This is a genomic window from Streptomyces sp. NPDC057654 (genome assembly GCF_042800135.1).
Classification (GTDB): Bacteria; Actinomycetota; Actinomycetes; order Streptomycetales; family Streptomycetaceae; genus Streptomyces.
Window position 1 is genome coordinate 1 of sequence record NZ_JBHVHQ010000087.1, and the last position, 16,280, is coordinate 16,280.

The following is a 16,280-nucleotide window of genomic DNA, read 5'->3' on the forward strand; positions in this document are numbered from 1 at the left end:
CGTTCCTATTTCGTGGTGACCTTCACCGTCCACGCCCCCGTCGTTGTGCGGCCCTCCACCGTCACCCGCACCCCGCCGCCCGCCCCGACGCTCTCCCCGATGTCGAGCGGGGCGTCGGCCAGCGGCGGATAGACCGAGGCGCCCACGCACGCGCCGGTCCGGGGGTGCCCGTCCAGCACCTGGACCGGCCCGTCGCCGGACGCGGTGTCGCTGCGTACGCGGTACACGAGCACCCCTTCCGCACAGGACCCGGCGTCGTTTCCCCCTACGCCGCGCGCCTCCACCGCCACCGCCTCGGTGGGCCCCGTACGGATCACGATGAGCCGGGTGCGGTCGTCGGCGCCGGGCTGCATGGGGGCCTCCAGGGGCTCCAGGACGTGCAGTCCGGTGCCGGGGCCGCGCACGCAGTCGACCTGGCGCGCGTCGAGCCAGCCGAGCTTCCACTTGTGCCAGCCGAAGGGTTCGGAGGCCAGTCCGAACTGGCTGCCCATGAGGTCCCAGTCGCCGACGTGGGTGTCCCAGTCCCCCTTGCCGTCGGTCGGCCGGTGGTAGAGGTCGGGAAGGTCGAAGACGTGCAGGGTCTCGTGGGCGAGCACGTTGCGGTCGGGCGGGTGGTGCTCGAAGACCGTGACGATACGGCTGAGCGGGGCGCCGTCGACGGAGATCGGCTCGTCGAGGTTTATGACCTTGGTGGCGTCCGAGTCGACGCCGGGCGCGTCGGGGTCGGCGACCAGGTACACGACGTCGTAGCGGCTGAAGTCCACGACCGGGTCGGCGGCGGCGATGGCGTCGCGCAGATAGGCGGAGCGGTGCTCGGCGTCCCAGTCCCGCTGTATCCGGTACGCGGTGGACTTCCGCGGCATCCGCAGCCAGCGCTTCGTGGGGTGGACGTCCAGCTTGAACTTCCCGTACGAGGCGCGCTCGAAGAACCGGGAGGTGCCGGGGAAGTGGTCGGCGGCCAGGTCGCCGGGGCCGGTGGCGGGCTCGGCGTCGGGGAAGGAGAGGAAGACCATGACGGCGTGCAGCCGGCCGCGGGGGCGGGGGTAGGCGGGGTCCCAGGAGTCCAGGCCCTCGGAGTGGTGGGCCTCGCTGCGCGGCAGCGCGCACGGCCCGGCGGACCCGGCCGCCTGCACGGGGGCCGCGACGACATTGCTGGCGATCACCGCGCAGAGGGAGGAGAGCAGGGCGGCGGCGCGGCGCAGCCGTGACCGGTGCACTCCCTCGGGTGGCTGCGGACGCACCACGTCGACCTCCCGGGCTGGAATCGGGACACCCACCCACCCTGTGGCGGTTCGCGGTGGTACGCCCTGTTCCACTGCCCCAGTCGAGTGACTCGGCCCTCTACGGGGTAAGTAACACTCAGTCACGTGCGATCAGCCAGCCGACACAGTCCCCAATCAATCGATCGGAACCGGTCAAACGCTCACCCTGAGTGCCGTTGATCACGACTGAGTCGCTGGAACGGCCCTCGCGTGAACCTCTATGATCGCCACATTTCCAGCAAAGCCACGCGGGAGCGAGCGGTGAGCGGAACCCCCGACGGCCAGGGCGGCGTGCCCGCAACGGCGCTGCCAATGATCACTGAACGTAGCGCATCCTCCGGTGAGCACCACGCCGGATTCCGCGCCGAGTACCGGCCCGACTGTCTCGCCGACTACCGCGCCGCCTTCGACGGCGCGCACCTGGCGATGGCCGTGGTCGACCGCGGCGGCTTCATCCTCACCGCGAACGCGGCGCTCGGCGCGCTCCTCGGCGCCGATCCCGCCCGGCTCGCCGCGACCCCCGCCGCGGACCTGGCCGATCTGCGCGCGGACCCGCGCACCTGGACCGCGTACCGCGAAGTGCTGCACGGCCGTCGCGACCGGCTGCGCTGCACCCGCCGGCTCCCGCAGCCCGGCGGCGGCTCCCTGTGGGCCGAGATCGTCGTCGCGCCGCTCCCCGACAGCTGCAACGCGCTGCTGTCGGTGTCCGACATCAGCGAGCGGTACGACCTCCGGGCCCGGCTGCGCCACCTCCAGATGCACGATCCGGTGACCCGGCTGCCCAATCGGGGCCTGTTCTTCGAGCGGCTGTCCATGGCGCTGGAGGCGGCGACGTACGAGCTCGGCGGCAGCGGCCGGATCGGGCTGTGCTACCTCGATCTCGACGGCTTCAAGGCCGTCAACGACACCCTCGGCCACCGCGTGGGCGACCGGCTGCTGATCGAGGTCGCGCAGCGGCTGACCGAGTGCGCGGCGCCCGGCGGCCATCTGGTGGCGCGGCTCGGCGGCGACGAGTTCGCGCTGCTCGTGGAGGGCTCCTCCGGGACCGAGCAGGTCTCCGGCCTCGCCGCGGACGTACTGGCCGCGCTCCAGCGGCCGTTCGACGTGGCGGGGCAGCGGCTCGCCGTCTCGGCGTCCATCGGCGTCGTGGAGCGGCCGTCCGTCGGCACCCACGCCACGGAGCTGATGCAGGCCGCGGACACCACGCTGTACTGGGCGAAGGAGGACGGCAAGGCGCGCTGGACGCTCTTCGACCCGGAGCGCAACGCGCACCGGATGACGCGCCAGGCGCTCTCCAGCACGCTGCGGCCGGCGGTGGACCGGGACGAGTTCGTACTGGAGTACCAGCCCCTGGTCGGGCTGGACGACGGAACCGTGCGCGGCGTGGAGGCGCTGGTGCGCTGGCGGCACCCGCAATTCGGAATTCTGGCGCCGAATCGGTTCATCGGACTTGCTGAAGAGAATGGCGCGATCGTCCCGCTGGGCCGCTGGGTGCTGGCGACCGCCTGCCGCCAGGCCCGCCGCTGGCAGCTCGCGCACCCCGCGGCGCCGATCACCGTCAGCGTCAACGTGGCGGTGCGTCAGGTCTGGGACTCGGACCTGGTCGCCGACGTCGCGGCCGTGCTGCGGGAGACCGGGCTGCCCTCCCGCCTGCTCCAGCTGGAGCTGACCGAGTCCGCCGTGATGGGCTCGGCCGGCCGGCCGCTGCAACAGCTCCAGCAGCTCAGCGACATGGGCGTGACCATCGCCATCGACGACTTCGGCACCGGCTACTCCAACCTCGCCTATCTCAGCCGGCTGCCGGTCTCCGCCCTGAAGCTGGACGGCTCGTTCGTACGGGGCTTCAGGACCGACGAGCACCCGAACCCGGCCGACGAGACGATCGTCGAGGCGCTGGTGGAGCTCGCGCACCGGCTGGGGCTCAAGGTCACGGCGGAGTGCGTGGAGAGCGCCGAACAGGCGCGCCGGCTGCGGCGGATCGGCTGCGACACCGGCCAGGGGTGGTTCTACTCCCGGCCGGTGACACCGGAGCTGATCTCCGCGCTGGTGGGCTCCGAGGGGCACCCGGCGGACGAGAGCCACCTGGCTGACGAGGACCGCCCGGCCGACGAGATCCATCCGGCGGACGAGAGCCTCCCGGCGCCCGAGAGCCGGGCGGCCGAGGAGGGCCACCCGGCGGACGGCGGTTAGGACGCGTCGGACGACGGCCGGGGCGCGTCGGGCGTCGGGCGTGCGCGGTTACGGCGCGTCGGGCGTCCGGCCGCCGTTCCCCGGGGCGGCGGCCGGGAGGTGCGGCAGCTCGTACGCGTCCGCGATCAGCTCGTACGAGCGCAGCCGCGCGTCCCGGCCGTGCGCGTTGGCCGTGATCATCAGCTCGTCCACACCGGTCCGCTTGACGAGCCCGTCGAGCCCCGCGCGCACCTCGTCGGGCGTGCCATGCACGACGTTGGCGAGCCAGCTGTCGACGAACTCCCGCTCCGCGGGGCTGTATTCGTACGCCGCCGCCTCGTCGGGGGACGGCACCAGGCCCGGCCGGCCGGTGCGCAGCCGCAGCATCGACAGCGCGCCCGTACGCACCTGGCGCAGCGCCTCCTTGCCGTCCTCGGCGGCGAACGCCTGCACGCCGATCTTCGCGTACGGGCGGTCGAGGACCGCCGAGGGGCGGAAGGACTCGCGGTAGAGGTCGAGCGCGGGAACGGTGTTGGCGGCCGAGAAGTGGTGGGCGAAGGAGAACGGCAGCCCGAGCGCCCCGGCGAGCTGGGCGCTGAACCCGGAGGAGCCCAGCAGCCAGATCACCGGCCGGTCCGCGGACTGCACGCCGCCGGGGACGCTGCCCTGCACGGGGCCGGGGACGGCGTGGATCCGGGCGTAGCGGTGGCCGCCGGGGAAGTCGTCGTCCAGGAACCGGGTCAGCTCCGCGAGTTGCTGCGGGAAATCGTCGGCCCCCTCGTGCAGCCGGTCGGTGCGGCGCAGCGCGGCGGCGGTCGCACCGTCCGTGCCGGGGGCGCGGCCGAGTCCGAGGTCGACGCGGCCCGGCGCGAGGGCTTCGAGGGTGCCGAACTGCTCGGCGATGACCAGCGGCGCGTGGTTGGGCAGCATCACGCCGCCGGAGCCGAGGCGGATGCGGTCGGTGTGCGCGGCGAGGTGGGCGAGGATGACGGCCGGGGAGGACGACGCGACGCCGGGCATGGAGTGGTGCTCGGCCACCCAGAACCGCTGGAACCCGCGCCGCTCGGTCAGCTGCGCCAGCCGGACGGTGGTGCGCAGCGCCTCGCCGGCGGTCAGCCCGCTGCCGACCGTCGCCAGGTCCAGTACGGACAGGGGTACGGGCGCGCTGCCCCTGGGCTCCGCCCGAATGGTGTCGTGGGTCTCGTCGACGCCGCCCTTGTCCCGCACTTCGGCCACGGTGGCCCGCCTCTCCGGTCGCTGTCTCGGCTGCGGATCCGCGCTGGTCCGCCCGTCCGTCACCGATGGTAAACCGGAGCTGCTCTCCGGTTATTCCCGCCGTGCGGGAATTCCGGGGAACGGAACGTACGCGGCGGCGGGCCCATGCCCGTACGGGCCGCGCCATGCGGGCGTACGCGCCGCCTCCGCCTACAGGGCCCGCCGCCCGCCCTCGAAGAGCCGCCCCAGGTCCGGGCAGGCCGCCGCGTGGCCGAGCAGGCGCAGGCCCTCCCAGGCCGTGACCTGGTTGGCGGTGAGCACCGGCTTGCCCAGGGCCGCTTCCAGGGCGGGCAGATGGGCGGCGGTGTGCAGGGCCGTGTCCGGGAGGAGGACCGACTCGGCCGCGGGATGGTCGCCCGCCCGCGCCAGGTCCAGCACCTCCTCGCGGCCCCACGTGCCGACCTCGGCGGCGGTGATGACGCCGCTGCCGCGGGCCGCGACGACCTCGATCCCCGCCGACTTCAGGAAGGCCGTGAAGTACTCGGCCACGTCCGCCGGGTACGTCGCCGCCACCGCGACCCGCTCCGCGCCCACGGCCCGTACCGCGTGGGCGAAGGCGAACGACGTGCTGGACGCCGGGAGGCCCGCGGCGGCCGACAGCTCACGGACCTGCTCGTGCGCGCCGTCCCAGCCGAACACGAAACTCGCGCTCGTACAGGCCCAGACCACGGCCCCCGCCCCCTGCCGCCGCAGCTCGGCCACCCCCGCCGCCAGGCGCGCCGCGGACCCCATCTCCAGCAGGGCGTCCACCCGGTGGGCGTCCTCGCCGATGTCGGTGTGGACGAGCGGCAGCCGGACGCCGCCGATGAGCGATTCGAGGCGCGGATAGTCGTCCTCCGCGGAGTATCCGGGGTAGAGGAATCCAACCGTGGGCGCCTGCTCCATCCGGGGGTCCGACTGCGGCACATGGGGCATCTGCGGCTCCTGGCTATGTGAGGGGGTGGTGTGGTGCGGTTATCCCGGGTCCTCCGACAGGGCTTGGGCCTGGCCCGGCGGGTCGAACCCCTCGGCCGTCTCGCCGTCCGGCACGGCCGCCGGGCCCGCGAGCGCGGCCTCGACGACGGGCGGTACCGAGGACGGTATCGAGGTCGGGATCGACGGCGGGGGCGACGGGGCCGAAGGGACCGACGGGACGGCCGAGACTGCCGGTATCGGCGGAGCCGCCGGCGGCGACGCGCACATTCCCGCCGGGCCCGATCTGGCGACGGGGTCCAGCAGCGCCTGGTACGGACCGACCGCCCGCGCCCCCGCCAGCCGCAGCGCCGCCCAGACCGTCACCTGGTTGGCGGAGAGCACCGGCATCCGCAACTCCGCCTCCAGCTGCGGGATCACGTCGTACGTCGGCAGGTTCGTACAGCTGATGAAGAGCGCGTCGGCCGCGCCGACCACCGCCTGCCGGGCCATGTCGACGACGTCCCGGTAGGACACCTTCCAGATGTGCCGGGTGAGCCCGAGGTACTGGCGGCCGGTGACCGTGATGCCCGCGCCCGCCAGATACTCCTCCAGCGAGTCGGTCACCGACTTCGTATAGGGCGTGACCACCGCGATGCGCCGGGCGCCGATCTCCCGCAGCGCGTCGAGCAGCGCCCCGGAGGTCGTCACCGCGGGCACCTCGCCGGCCTGCGTCATCGCCGCGCACATCGCGCGCTCGCCCGCGACGCCGCCGACGAAGCTGCCGGACGTGCAGGCGTACGCGACTACGTCCGGCTCGACCGCGGACAGCGCCCGTACCGCGTGGCGCAGGGTCTCGTGCTCGCTGACGAGCCGGGCGAGGTCGAGGCTGACCTCCACAGGCACGAAGGGCGTCCGGGTCAGATGCAGGGAGACCTCGTCGGGGACCCACCGCCACAGTTCGCGGTCGAGCGCGAAATCGAAGGGGGCCACCACCCCCACGCCGCACTGCGGCCGCGGGCCGCCCAGAAAGGAAGAGACGTCCATATCGCACTCCAATACAGCGGAGAGCAAGGCCATCGGCCTGGGGAGACAGGGTGCCGGCCTGCGCCGGGACGTCGGGACAGAGGGTGTTCCGTCGGCATCATCAGCGCCTTATTGACGACGGTAGTTTCAGGTCCCTAGCGTGGTCAATCCTCATATCTCCGGGTACTTGTCGACTGTCACCGACACTCAAGCGGACCCCCATTTCGAAACGGTTCCCCTCCTATGTCCGATAGCACCGTTCTCGTCCTCGGCACCGAGCCCCCGGTGCGGCTCGACCGTCTCGACGGCCGCGCCTCCGTGGTGGTCTGCGACGACGCCTCCTTCCCCGATCTGCTGCCGACCGCCGACGCCCTGCTGGTCTGGGACTTCGGCAGCCGGGCCGTGCGCGACGGGTGGCCCGCGACAGGCCCGCGGCCCGGCTGGGTGCACACCGCGAGCGCCGGGGTGGACCATCTGCTCTCCCCCGCGCTCGCCGCCTCCCCCACGCTGGTCACCAACGCGCGCGGAGTCTTCGAGCAGCCGATCGCCGAGTACGTCGCCGGGCTGGTGATCGCCATGGCCAAGGACTTTCCCGGGAGTTGGGAGTTGCAGCGGCAGCGCCGCTGGCGCCACCGGAACACGATGCGGCTGGCCGGGTCGCGCGCCGTGGTGGTCGGCGGCGGGCCGATCGGGCAGGCGGTGGCCCGTACGCTCGCGGCCCTGGGCGTCGTCACGGAACTGGTCGGGCGGACGGCGCGGCCGGGCGTGCGCGGCGCGGACGAGCTGGACGGGCTGCTGCCGGAGGCCGACTGGGTGGTGTGCGCGGCGCCCCTGACGGCGGCCACCCGGGGGATGTTCGACCGGGACGCGTTCGCCCGGATGAAGCCCACGGCCCGCTTCGTCAACATCGGGCGGGGCCCGCTCGTGGTCGAGGACGACCTCGTGGAGGCGCTGGTCAAGCGGCGGATCGCGGGCGCGGCCCTCGATGTGTTCGAGAACGAGCCGCTGGGCGTGGACAGCCGGATGTGGGATGTGCCGGGCCTGTTCGTCTCGCCGCACATGAGCGGGGACACGGCGGGCTGGCGGCACGATCTCGCGGAGCAGTTCCAGGACAACTTCGACCGCTGGGCGGCGGGCGAACCGCTGCTGAACGTCGTGGACAAGCGGCTCGGCTACGTTCCGGCCGCCGCCCCGCAGACGCCGGGGACGGCCGCCTCTGAGCCGCCGGGCCCGACCGACCCCTCGCGGAGGACCGTATGACCTCACTCGCCGATCTCACGGCCCTCCAGCTGCTCGCCGGCTACGGCTCGGGCGCGTTCTCCCCGGTGGAGGTGGTGCGCGCCAACCTGGCGCGGGTGGAGGAGGCCCCGCCCGCCGTCAACGCCTTCACCCGGGTGTCCGCGGACGCCGCGCTGCGGGAGGCCGAGGCGTCGGCGGCGCGGTGGCTGCGCGGCGAGCCCTCGGGGCTGCTGGACGGCGTGCCGGTGACGGTGAAGGACCTGTTGCTGACGCGCGGCGAGCCGACGCTGCGCGGCTCGCGGACCGTACGGGCCGAGGGGGCGGCCTGGGACGAGGACGCGCCCTCGGTGGCGCGGCTGCGCGAGCACGGGGCGGTGTTCCTGGCGAAGACGACGACGCCGGAGTTCGGGTGGAAGGGCGTCACGGACAGCCCGCTCCAGGGCGTCACCGGCAATCCGTACGACCCCTCGCGCACCGCGGGCGGCTCCAGCGGGGGCAGCGCGGCGGCGGTGGCGCTGGGGGCGGGGCCGCTGAGCCTGGGGACGGACGGCGGGGGCTCGGTGCGCATTCCCGCGTCCTTCTGCGGCATCTTCGGTCTCAAACCCACCTATGGGAGGGTTCCGCTGTATCCGGCGACGCCCTTCGGGACGCTCTCGCACGTCGGGCCGATGACGCGGGACGCGGCGGACGCGGCGCTGCTGATGGATGTGATCAGCGGTCCCGACTGGCGGGACTGGTCGGGGCTGGGGCCGCACGGCACGACGTTCCAGGAGTCGCTGCGCGGCGGCGTGCGGGAGCTGCGCGTCGCGTACAGCCCGAGCCTGGGCTTGGGCGGGCCGGACGGGCACGGCGTGGTCGACCCGGAGGTGGCGGCGGCGGTCCGGCGGGCGGCGGAGCTGCTGGAGCGGCTGGGCGCGCGGGTGGAGGAGGTCGATCCGGGGTTCGCGGACCCGTTGGAGGCGTTCCACACGCTGTGGTTCAGCGGCGCGGCGCGCGTCGTGCAGCCGCTGGGCGCGGCCGACCGGGAGCTGCTGGATCCGGGGCTGCGGGAGATCGCCGAACTGGGCGCGTCGTACAGCGCGCTGGACTATCTGGCGGCGGTCGACGCGCGGATGGCGCTGGGGCAGGTCATGGGGAGCTTCCACAGCACGTACGACCTGCTGCTGACGCCGACGCTGCCGATCACGGCGTTCGAGGCGGGGCACGAGGTGCCGCCGGACTCGAAGCACACGCGGTGGACGGAGTGGACGCCGTTCACGTACCCCTTCAACCTCACGCAGCAGCCGGCCGCGACGGTGCCGTGCGGGCTGTCGGAGGCGGGGCTGCCGATCGGCGCGCAGCTGGTGGCGGCGCGGCACGCGGACGCCGTACTGCTGCGCGCGGCGCACGCGCTGTACGAGGCCGGGGTGGCCGAGCAGGTGACGCCGGCGCTCGCGCGGTAGGTCGGCGCGGGGTGTTTACGGGCTACCCTGCGGGTTGCGTGCGGCAGGTGCGTACGGGCCGTAGGCCACTGGCGTCGCGCCGTCCGGCCCGTACGCGTCAGGGTCAGACCCTGCGGAAGTTGAGGGTCTCCCCCAGCGCCCCGGCCCGCCACAGGTCCTGGCAGGCGTCGGCCATGCGGTCGAGGCCGTCGACGACGGCACCCCAGACGATGCCCGGCACCCAGCCGGCGTCGCCGTTGATCAGAAGGTTGTTGCGCTCGTAGAACAGCGCGAGGTCGACGACCTGGGAGCGACCCTGGTGTGTGGCCCGGCTCTCGTAGCCGTACGACTTCGTGCCCAACTCGGTGTCGGAGAAGGAGAAGTAGCAGAGGTCTCCGGGGATGGGGGTGACCGTGGGGTTCTCCAGCGGCGGCTCCTCGGGGGCGAACGTCGGCAGCAGGGTGTAGATCTCGTTGCGCGCGTACTTCGCGTGGTAGACGTCGCCGCCGAGCGGCAGCGCGTCCCAGACGGCCGCGCAGGTCAGCGGCGCGCGGTCGGTCAGCAGCCGGGCCGTGCAGCTCACGCCTCGCTTGTCGAGCGAGACTTCAATGAATTGATCACTCATCGCCGTTCCTCTCCTGCTTCCGCTCGCCGGTGGCACATTTCCCGTAGTCGGGCCTGACTCTCTTTCAGCTTGCCTCACTTCACAGCACATTGCGGCGCATCGACCCACCGGACAACAGCTGTATCAAGGTCCGAAAACGATCTGCATATATACGACGGGTCGGGGTACCCGCGCGCCCATGGCTCCACCCAAGGAGAACTACAAGAGAATCGTGATGCGCCGACGCTCGCTCCTCGCGGGCGGTGCGGCAATGGGCCTGCTGGGGGCGGTCGGCTGTAGCCGGGTGTCGACGGCGGACGCCGAGGACGGGGGGAATCTGCTGGAGCGGCTGAAGTCGCAGGGCACGATCCGGCTGGGGATCGCGGGGGAGATCCCCTTCGGCTATATCGACAAGAACGGCGATTTCACCGGCGAGGCACCGGAGTTGGCGAAGGTGATATTCCCGCGCCTGGGGGTGCGCCGCGTCCAGCCGGTGCCGACCGAGTTCAACTCGCTCATACCCGGCCTCAACTCGCAGCAGTTCGACGGGATATCGGCGGGCATGTTCATCAACGCCGACCGCTGCTCGCAGGTCATCTTCGCCGACCCGGACTACGAGGTCCTGGACGCGTTCATCGTCCGCAAGGGCAACCCGAAGAAGCTGCGCACCTACGCCGATGTGAAGCGGTCCGGGGCCCGGCTCGGCAGCGGCACCGCGTATGCCGAACTGGGCTACGCGAAGAGCGCGGGGATCACCGATATCCAGGTCTATCCGGACCAGTTGGCCGGGCTGCTCGCCGTACAGCAGGGCCGCGTCGACGCCTTCGCCGGTACGAGTCTGACCGTACGCAATGTCATTCGGCAGAACCCGGGCGCCAAGGTCGAATCCACGGAACCATTCCTTCCGCAAGTGGCCGGCAAGGATGTGCACGGCGCGGGCGCTTTCGCTTTCCGCCCCGGCGAGACCGAGCTGCGCGACGCCTTCAACGCCGAGCTGCACAAGATGAAGAAGTCCGGGGAACTGCTCCGCGTGATCCGGCCGTTCGGCTTCACCGAAACCGAGATGACCAAGCTGACCGCAGAGGAGTTGTGCGGGAAATGACGACGGGGCTCTGGCAGCACTGGCTGCTACCGGGTATCTGGGTCACGGTCCAGCTGACCGTATACAGCGCGGTATTCGCGGCGGTCGTCGCCTTCGGCGTCGGAATCGCCCGTACGTCCCGGCTGTGGATCGTCCGGTTCGTCACCGGCGTCTATGTGGAGGTCTTCCGCGGCACCTCGGCGCTGGTGCTGATGTTCTGGCTGTTCTTCGTGATGCCGCTGGCCTTCGGGTTGCAGCTCGTGCCGATGTGGGCGGCGGTCCTCGCGCTGGGCCTCTCCTACGGCGCGTACGGCTCGGAGATCGTGCGCGGCGCGCTGGCCGCGGTCGCCCCGGCGCAGCGCGAGGCGGCCGTGGCGCTGAGCTTCACGCCCGCGCAGCGGATGCGGCGGGTGATCCTGCCGCAGGCGGTCCCGGAGATGATCCCGCCGTTCAACAATCTGCTGATCGAGCTGCTCAAGGGCACCGCGCTGGTGTCCGTGATGAGCGTCGCGGACATCGCCTTCGCCGCCCAGCTCTCCCGGCTGGCGACCGGCGCGAGCCTGGAGATCTACGCGATCATCCTGGCCATCTACTTCGTGCTGGCCTTCGTGCTGACCCGGCTGATGCGGCTGCTGGAGCGCAAGGCCAAGGCCGGCATCGGGCAGCCGCCCGAGAAGGGCGCGTTCCCGCGGCGCGGGACCGGGACGAAGCCGGGGTCCGCGCTGCCCGTCGGAGGTGAGCGGTGAGCTGGGACTGGGAAGCGGCCCGGAAGTTCTGGCCGGAGCTGCTGCACGGGCTGGGCGTCACGCTGGAGGCGACGGCGCTCGGCGCGCTGCTGGCCTTCGCGCTGGGCCTGGTGTGGGCGCTGGCCTTCCGCTCGCCGACGCGCTGGGTGCGCTGGCCGGTGACGGCGGTGGTCGAGTTCGTCCGCAACACCCCGCTGCTGGTGCAGCTGTTCTTCTTCTTTTACGTGCTGCCGACCTGGGACATCAAGTTCTCGGCGCTGACCACCGGCGTCCTCGCGCTCGGCCTGCACTACTCGACGTACACCGCCGAGGTGTACCGGGCGGGCATCGACGGGGTGCCCGCGGGCCAGTGGGAGGCCGCGACCGCGCTCAGCCTCTCCCGCGCCCGTACCTGGACCGCGGTGATCCTGCCGCAGGCGGTCCGCCGCGTGGTCCCGGCGCTCGGCAACTACGTCATCGCGATGCTCAAGGACACCCCGATCCTGGCGATCATCGGCGTCCTGGACATGCTCCAGAACGCCCGGCTGGAGGGCGCCAAGACCTTCCAGTACGTGGAGCCGTTCACGATGGTCGGCATCGCCTTCATCGTCATCGCCTATCCGGCATCTCTACTGATGCGAGCCCTGGAGCGACGCCTTGGCCACTGAAACCGACACCCCGAACCCGGCGTCCGCCGAGGCCCCCGAGCTGATCCGCTTCGACGGCGTCACCAAGCGCTTCGGCGCGAACACCGTCCTCGACGGGCTCGACTTCACGGTCGCGCCCGGCAAGCACGTGACCCTCATCGGGCCGTCCGGCTCCGGCAAGACCACGATCCTGCGGCTGCTGATGACCCTGCTGCGGCCCGACGAGGGCACGATCAAGGTGGCCGGCGAATACCTCACGCACGAGGAGAAGGGCGGAAAGCTCGTACCGGCCGGCGAGAAGCACACCCGCGAGGTGCGCAAGAACATCGGAATGGTCTTCCAGCAGTTCAACCTCTTCCCCAATATGCGGGTGCTGCGCAATGTGATGGAGGCCCCGGTGCACGTGCTGGGCCTCGGCAAGGACGCGGCGCGGGAACGGGCGCGGGAGCTGCTGGACCTGGTGGGACTCGGCGACCGCTGCGACGCGTACCCGACGCAGCTCTCCGGCGGCCAGCAGCAGCGGGTGGCGATAGCGCGGGCGCTGGCGATGCGGCCGCAGGTGCTGCTGCTGGACGAGGTGACGTCGGCGCTCGACCCCGAGCTGGTGGCGGGCGTGCTGGACGTGCTGCGCGACATCGCGCACACGACGGACATCACGATGCTGTGCGTGACGCACGAGATGAACTTCGCCCGCGACATCTCCGATGATGTGCTGATGTTCGACGCGGGCCGGGTCATCGAGTCCGGCCCGCCGGAAAAGATCTTCAGCGAGCCGGAGCACGAGCGGACCCGGGAATTCCTGAGCGCGGTGCTGTGAGGCGGAGCGCGGCTCCGTAGGTCCGACACCATAAGTCGGACACCGTAAGCCGGACACCGCAGTCCGGCACAACGCACTGAGAATGTCCGGAACGGCCCCCTTCACCGGGGCCCGACCGGCCGCCCCGGAGCACCGCTAAAGGAGCCCGTACCCCCGCTTTTATCCCTATGACATATGCCAGAGTGGCGCGCTCCTGAACAGAGCCCCGGAGCGCGCCACAATTCTCGCCAACAACCGCCCCATTTCCCCCTCTTGGCGGCTATCGTGGTAGCGCAAGCGGCAACCTGCTGGAAACTGCTAGGGGGAATCCGTGGCGCTCAAGCCCGAGCCGACCGCGCCGTTCCACTCGGTTCAGTACGCCCTGCGCGTGCTCGAAACGGTCGCCAAGCACGTCGGCGGCGTCACCGACGCACAGATAGCACGCGAGACGGGACTGCCCACCGGCCACCTCGCCCACATGCTGCGCATGCTCCGCCGCGAGGGCTATGTGGAACAGGTCACGGACAGCACGTACGCCGTCGGCGAGGCACTGCTCCTGCTCGGCTCCGGCGGCGGCGACCGGCGGGCGGCCCTGGAGGGCAAGCTCCAGCAGTCCCTGGACGCGCTGCGCGACTCCCTCGGCGCGGCCGTGTACATCAGCCGCTACATCGACGGCGAAGTCAAGATCACACAGTACGCGGACGGACCGGGCACCCCCAAGGTCAACGAGTGGGTGGACTTCCGCTCCGCGGCGCACGCCAGCGCGGTGGGCAAGTGCCTGCTCACCCAGCTCGACTACGACGACCGCCGCGACCACCTCTCGCGCCACAAGACCGCGCGGCTCACGTCCCGCACGATCACCAACGAGAAGATCCTCTTCTCCAAGCTGGACAGCCACCCCGCGACCGTCCCCGTCCTCGACCTCCAGGAGTACGCGGTGGGCACGGTCTGCGCCGCGGTCCCCATCACCGCCGGCCACGCAGTCGGCTGCCTCGCCCTCTCCCTCCCCCTGGAACACGCCCACCGCCTCCGCCAGGCCGCCGACACCCTGAACCGCTCGGCGGCCCCGCTGCTGCTCTCACTCACGCTGTGACGACGAGTGTCAGAAGCACCCCCTGGGAGCAGGTAGTATTTCTTACGTCAGCAGGCGCCGCTAGCTCAGTTGGTTAGAGCAGCTGACTCTTAATCAGCGGGTCCGGGGTTCGAGTCCCTGGCGGCGCACAGACAGAGTGAAGGTCCTCCACTTCGGTGGGGGGCCTTTTCTCGTACGTCTCGTACCGCTCCGATGGCCTGTCCCGATGACTTATGTCATGGACGGGTCGTGATCGGCGGCTCTGCCCGGTGGGGGCCTCGGACAGCAGGCTTGTCCGTATGACGACGACGCTTCCGCTCTCCCCGGTCCCCTCGGTCTCTCCGCTCCCGCAGGATTCGCGGCGGGCCGACGACCCGGTGCGGGGTACGGGCGGCGGTGGGGGCATCAAGCCGCTGCCGGTCTGGTTCTTCGCCTTCGAGGGGGTCATGTCGTCCGCGTACGACCTGGTGCGGGCCTATCCGCAGGCGATGTACGGGCTGATCGCCGTGGTGGTGGTCAATATCGGGATCTCGCTGACGGTGCTGCGGTCGCGGGTGCGGCTGGCCAAGCGGCTGTGGCGGGGGAAGGGGACGCGAAAGGTGGCGATCGGGCTGGTGCTGTTGCGGATGGGGGCGCATGTGGTGCTGGGGGCGCTCGGGCTGGCGGTCGCGGGGACGTTCGGCCATCTGCTCTTCGCGGTGCTGATGTCGGCCACCACGGTGGCCCTGCTCCGGTACGCCCAGCGGACCGCGCTGCGCGCCATCGCGCGCGATGAGGCCCGTACGGCCGTCTGACGGCGGGGGCGGCCCGTACCATGGTGGCCGGCCGGACGGGCAGTACAGCAGAGAGGAGGGACCCCATGCCGCGCTCACGCCGGCGGTTCGCCGTCACGGCGCTGCTGTTCCTCCTCGTCGCGCTCTTCGTGCCGAAGCCCTGCGCGCTCGCGGCCGCGCACGCCGAGCCCGCCGCGCGTACGGCCTTCGCCGCGGCAGCTGTCGTCGCCGAGCCGCCGGGGCCCTCGGCCTCGGTCCCCGGGAAGTGCACGCCGGACCACGCGCCCGCGCACCCCGGACCCGACGCCGCCGTCGCCCATCCGCACGCCGACCCGCTCCCCGGGCCGGGCGTCGAACCCCTCCCCTACACCGCGCCGCCGCTGCCCCATGCCGGCGGCCCGCGGGCTCCGCCGCTGCCCGTCGCAGGGTGCGCCGAGCTCCTGCCGGTTCTGCGGATCTAGCCGCGTCGACACGCCACCGGCCTGTGACCAGGCCGGGCTTCGGCATGTTCCGATCCTGATGGTCCTGATGGTCCTGGTCCTGACGGTCCTGGTCCTGACGGTCCTGGTCCTGACGGTCCTGGTCCTGACGGTCCTGACGGTCCTGATGACCCTCTTGGTCCTGGCGGCCGTCCCGGCTATCCCCCCGCGAACCCATCGAGCCCTTCGAGCCCTGGAGCCCGATCACTCATGTCCTCCCGCATCACCACCCCCTCCCGCCGCGTCGCGGCCATCGGTGCGATCTTCGCGCTGATCGTGGCGCTCGTCGCCACCGGCATCGCCGTCGGCGAGAACATCAACGACGGCGGCGGGTCCGACTCGGCCGCCGCCCCGTCCGACGCGTCGGACGGCACGGGAAAGCAGGGGGACGCCGCCGCGGCCGACCCCGAGCAGCAGAAGATGTACGACCAGATCGACCAGGCGACCGTGCGCCGCGAGGACGGCGACGCGCTCGCGCTCGGCAAGAAGGACGCGCCCGTCGTGCTCGTCGAGTACGCCGACTACCAGTGCTCGTACTGCGGCCGGTTCACCCGTGAGACGCAGCCCGAGCTGGTCAAGAAGTACGTGGACGACGGCACGCTGCGCATCGAGTTCCGCAACTTCCCGATCTTCGGCAAGGACTCGGAGCGGGCCGCCCGCGCCTCCTGGGCGGCGGGCCGGCAGGGCAAGTTCTGGGCGTTCCACGACGAGCTGTACGCGAAGCTCCGCAAGGGCGACGCCCTCGCCGAGGACAAGCTCGTGGACCTGGCGCGCAAGAGCGGAGTCGGTGACACCGACCGGTTCCGGGAGGATCTGAAGG

General features: G+C 71.8%; 16 protein-coding genes and 1 tRNA gene. 12 read left to right on the plus strand and 5 right to left on the minus strand.

Features of this window, described 5'->3' with window-relative positions; genetic code table 11:
* Positions 1-5: 5 nt before the first annotated feature.
* Positions 6-1,244 (minus strand): M6 family metalloprotease domain-containing protein, encoded by a 1,239-nt coding sequence (locus ACFU99_RS10125; RefSeq protein WP_384388550.1) that lies wholly within the window; start codon positions 1,242-1,244, stop codon positions 6-8.
* A 330-nt stretch (positions 1,245-1,574) separates the two neighbouring features.
* Here ACFU99_RS10125 and ACFU99_RS10130 point away from each other — a divergent pair, with 330 nt between their 5' ends.
* Positions 1,575-3,452: a putative bifunctional diguanylate cyclase/phosphodiesterase gene (locus tag ACFU99_RS10130; RefSeq protein ID WP_384388553.1), complete on the plus strand. Its 1,878-nt coding sequence runs from the start codon at positions 1,575-1,577 to the stop codon at positions 3,450-3,452.
* Positions 3,453-3,500: 48 nt separating this feature from the next.
* Here ACFU99_RS10130 and ACFU99_RS10135 read toward each other — a convergent pair whose 3' ends face one another.
* The 3 genes from ACFU99_RS10135 to ACFU99_RS10145 all read right to left on the minus strand — a co-directional run bounded on the left by ACFU99_RS10135 (position 3,501) and on the right by ACFU99_RS10145 (position 6,644).
* Positions 3,501-4,658: an LLM class flavin-dependent oxidoreductase gene (locus ACFU99_RS10135; RefSeq protein ID WP_384388590.1), complete on the minus strand. Its 1,158-nt coding sequence runs from the start codon at positions 4,656-4,658 to the stop codon at positions 3,501-3,503.
* A 198-nt stretch (positions 4,659-4,856) separates the two neighbouring features.
* On the minus strand, positions 4,857-5,621 hold the full coding sequence (locus ACFU99_RS10140) for a decarboxylase (RefSeq protein ID WP_384388556.1): 765 nt from the start codon (positions 5,619-5,621) through the stop codon (positions 4,857-4,859).
* A 39-nt stretch (positions 5,622-5,660) separates the two neighbouring features.
* Positions 5,661-6,644 (minus strand): aspartate/glutamate racemase family protein, encoded by a 984-nt coding sequence (locus ACFU99_RS10145; protein ID WP_384388559.1) that lies wholly within the window; start codon positions 6,642-6,644, stop codon positions 5,661-5,663.
* Positions 6,645-6,866: 222 nt separating this feature from the next.
* Between ACFU99_RS10145 and ACFU99_RS10150 the strand changes: the two genes are divergently transcribed.
* Positions 6,867-7,883, plus strand: a complete 1,017-nt coding sequence (locus tag ACFU99_RS10150; protein ID WP_384388562.1) for a D-2-hydroxyacid dehydrogenase — start codon at positions 6,867-6,869, stop codon at positions 7,881-7,883.
* Positions 7,880-9,304: an amidase gene (locus ACFU99_RS10155; protein WP_384388565.1), complete on the plus strand. Its 1,425-nt coding sequence runs from the start codon at positions 7,880-7,882 to the stop codon at positions 9,302-9,304. The genes ACFU99_RS10150 and ACFU99_RS10155 overlap by 4 nt, the downstream gene beginning before the upstream one ends.
* Before the next feature lie 103 nt (positions 9,305-9,407).
* On the opposite strand, the gene ACFU99_RS10160 is transcribed toward ACFU99_RS10155, so the two are convergent.
* Positions 9,408-9,908: a DUF3830 family protein gene (locus ACFU99_RS10160; protein WP_384388568.1), complete on the minus strand. Its 501-nt coding sequence runs from the start codon at positions 9,906-9,908 to the stop codon at positions 9,408-9,410.
* 178 nt (positions 9,909-10,086) lie between these two features.
* Between ACFU99_RS10160 and ehuB the strand changes: the two genes are divergently transcribed.
* The 9 genes from ehuB to ACFU99_RS10205 form a co-directional block, all read left to right on the plus strand.
* The gene (gene ehuB, locus ACFU99_RS10165; protein WP_384388571.1) at positions 10,087-10,989 is read left to right on the plus strand and encodes an ectoine/hydroxyectoine ABC transporter substrate-binding protein EhuB; all 903 of its coding nucleotides are present in this window, start codon (positions 10,087-10,089) and stop codon (positions 10,987-10,989) included.
* Positions 10,986-11,714 (plus strand): ectoine/hydroxyectoine ABC transporter permease subunit EhuC, encoded by a 729-nt coding sequence (gene ehuC / locus ACFU99_RS10170; RefSeq protein ID WP_384388573.1) that lies wholly within the window; start codon positions 10,986-10,988, stop codon positions 11,712-11,714. Before ehuB ends, ehuC begins: the two co-directional genes overlap by 4 nt.
* A complete protein-coding gene (gene ehuD, locus ACFU99_RS10175) occupies positions 11,711-12,361 on the plus strand; it encodes an ectoine/hydroxyectoine ABC transporter permease subunit EhuD (protein WP_384388575.1) in 651 nt (216 codons plus the stop codon). Before ehuC ends, ehuD begins: the two co-directional genes overlap by 4 nt.
* The gene (ehuA, locus tag ACFU99_RS10180; RefSeq protein WP_384388578.1) at positions 12,351-13,157 is read left to right on the plus strand and encodes an ectoine/hydroxyectoine ABC transporter ATP-binding protein EhuA; all 807 of its coding nucleotides are present in this window, start codon (positions 12,351-12,353) and stop codon (positions 13,155-13,157) included. The genes ehuD and ehuA overlap by 11 nt, the downstream gene beginning before the upstream one ends.
* Before the next feature lie 310 nt (positions 13,158-13,467).
* Positions 13,468-14,229 carry an IclR family transcriptional regulator gene (locus ACFU99_RS10185; RefSeq protein WP_384388581.1) on the plus strand — a complete coding sequence of 254 codons (762 nt, stop codon included), beginning with the start codon at positions 13,468-13,470 and terminating at the stop codon, positions 14,227-14,229.
* Positions 14,230-14,283: 54 nt separating this feature from the next.
* A tRNA-Lys gene (locus ACFU99_RS10190) sits at positions 14,284-14,357 on the plus strand.
* Positions 14,358-14,507: 150 nt separating this feature from the next.
* A complete protein-coding gene (locus ACFU99_RS10195) occupies positions 14,508-15,002 on the plus strand; it encodes a hypothetical protein (RefSeq protein ID WP_384388583.1) in 495 nt (164 codons plus the stop codon).
* 65 nt (positions 15,003-15,067) lie between these two features.
* Positions 15,068-15,442, plus strand: a complete 375-nt coding sequence (locus ACFU99_RS10200; protein ID WP_384388585.1) for a hypothetical protein — start codon at positions 15,068-15,070, stop codon at positions 15,440-15,442.
* 228 nt (positions 15,443-15,670) lie between these two features.
* Positions 15,671-16,280: DsbA family protein (locus ACFU99_RS10205; RefSeq protein ID WP_384388586.1), on the plus strand; the 610-nt coding region annotated here is incomplete at its 3' end.

Bases quoted from the DNA above. Each gene is read 5' to 3' on its own strand.
- ACFU99_RS10140 (WP_384388556.1), bottom strand. From the start codon at position 5,621: ATGCCCCATGTGCCGCAGTCGGACCCCCGGATGGAGCAGGCGCCCACG.
- ACFU99_RS10130 (WP_384388553.1), top strand. From the start codon at position 1,575: ATGATCACTGAACGTAGCGCATCCTCCGGTGAGCACCACGCCGGATTC.
- ACFU99_RS10195 (WP_384388583.1), top strand. From the start codon at position 14,508: ATGACGACGACGCTTCCGCTCTCCCCGGTCCCCTCGGTCTCTCCGCTC.
- ACFU99_RS10200 (WP_384388585.1), top strand. From the start codon at position 15,068: ATGCCGCGCTCACGCCGGCGGTTCGCCGTCACGGCGCTGCTGTTCCTC.
- ACFU99_RS10155 (WP_384388565.1), top strand. From the start codon at position 7,880: ATGACCTCACTCGCCGATCTCACGGCCCTCCAGCTGCTCGCCGGCTAC.
- ACFU99_RS10145 (WP_384388559.1), bottom strand. From the start codon at position 6,644: ATGGACGTCTCTTCCTTTCTGGGCGGCCCGCGGCCGCAGTGCGGCGTG.
- ACFU99_RS10150 (WP_384388562.1), top strand. From the start codon at position 6,867: ATGTCCGATAGCACCGTTCTCGTCCTCGGCACCGAGCCCCCGGTGCGG.
- ehuB (WP_384388571.1), top strand. From the start codon at position 10,087: ATGGCTCCACCCAAGGAGAACTACAAGAGAATCGTGATGCGCCGACGC.
- ACFU99_RS10160 (WP_384388568.1), bottom strand. From the start codon at position 9,908: ATGAGTGATCAATTCATTGAAGTCTCGCTCGACAAGCGAGGCGTGAGC.
- ehuC (WP_384388573.1), top strand. From the start codon at position 10,986: ATGACGACGGGGCTCTGGCAGCACTGGCTGCTACCGGGTATCTGGGTC.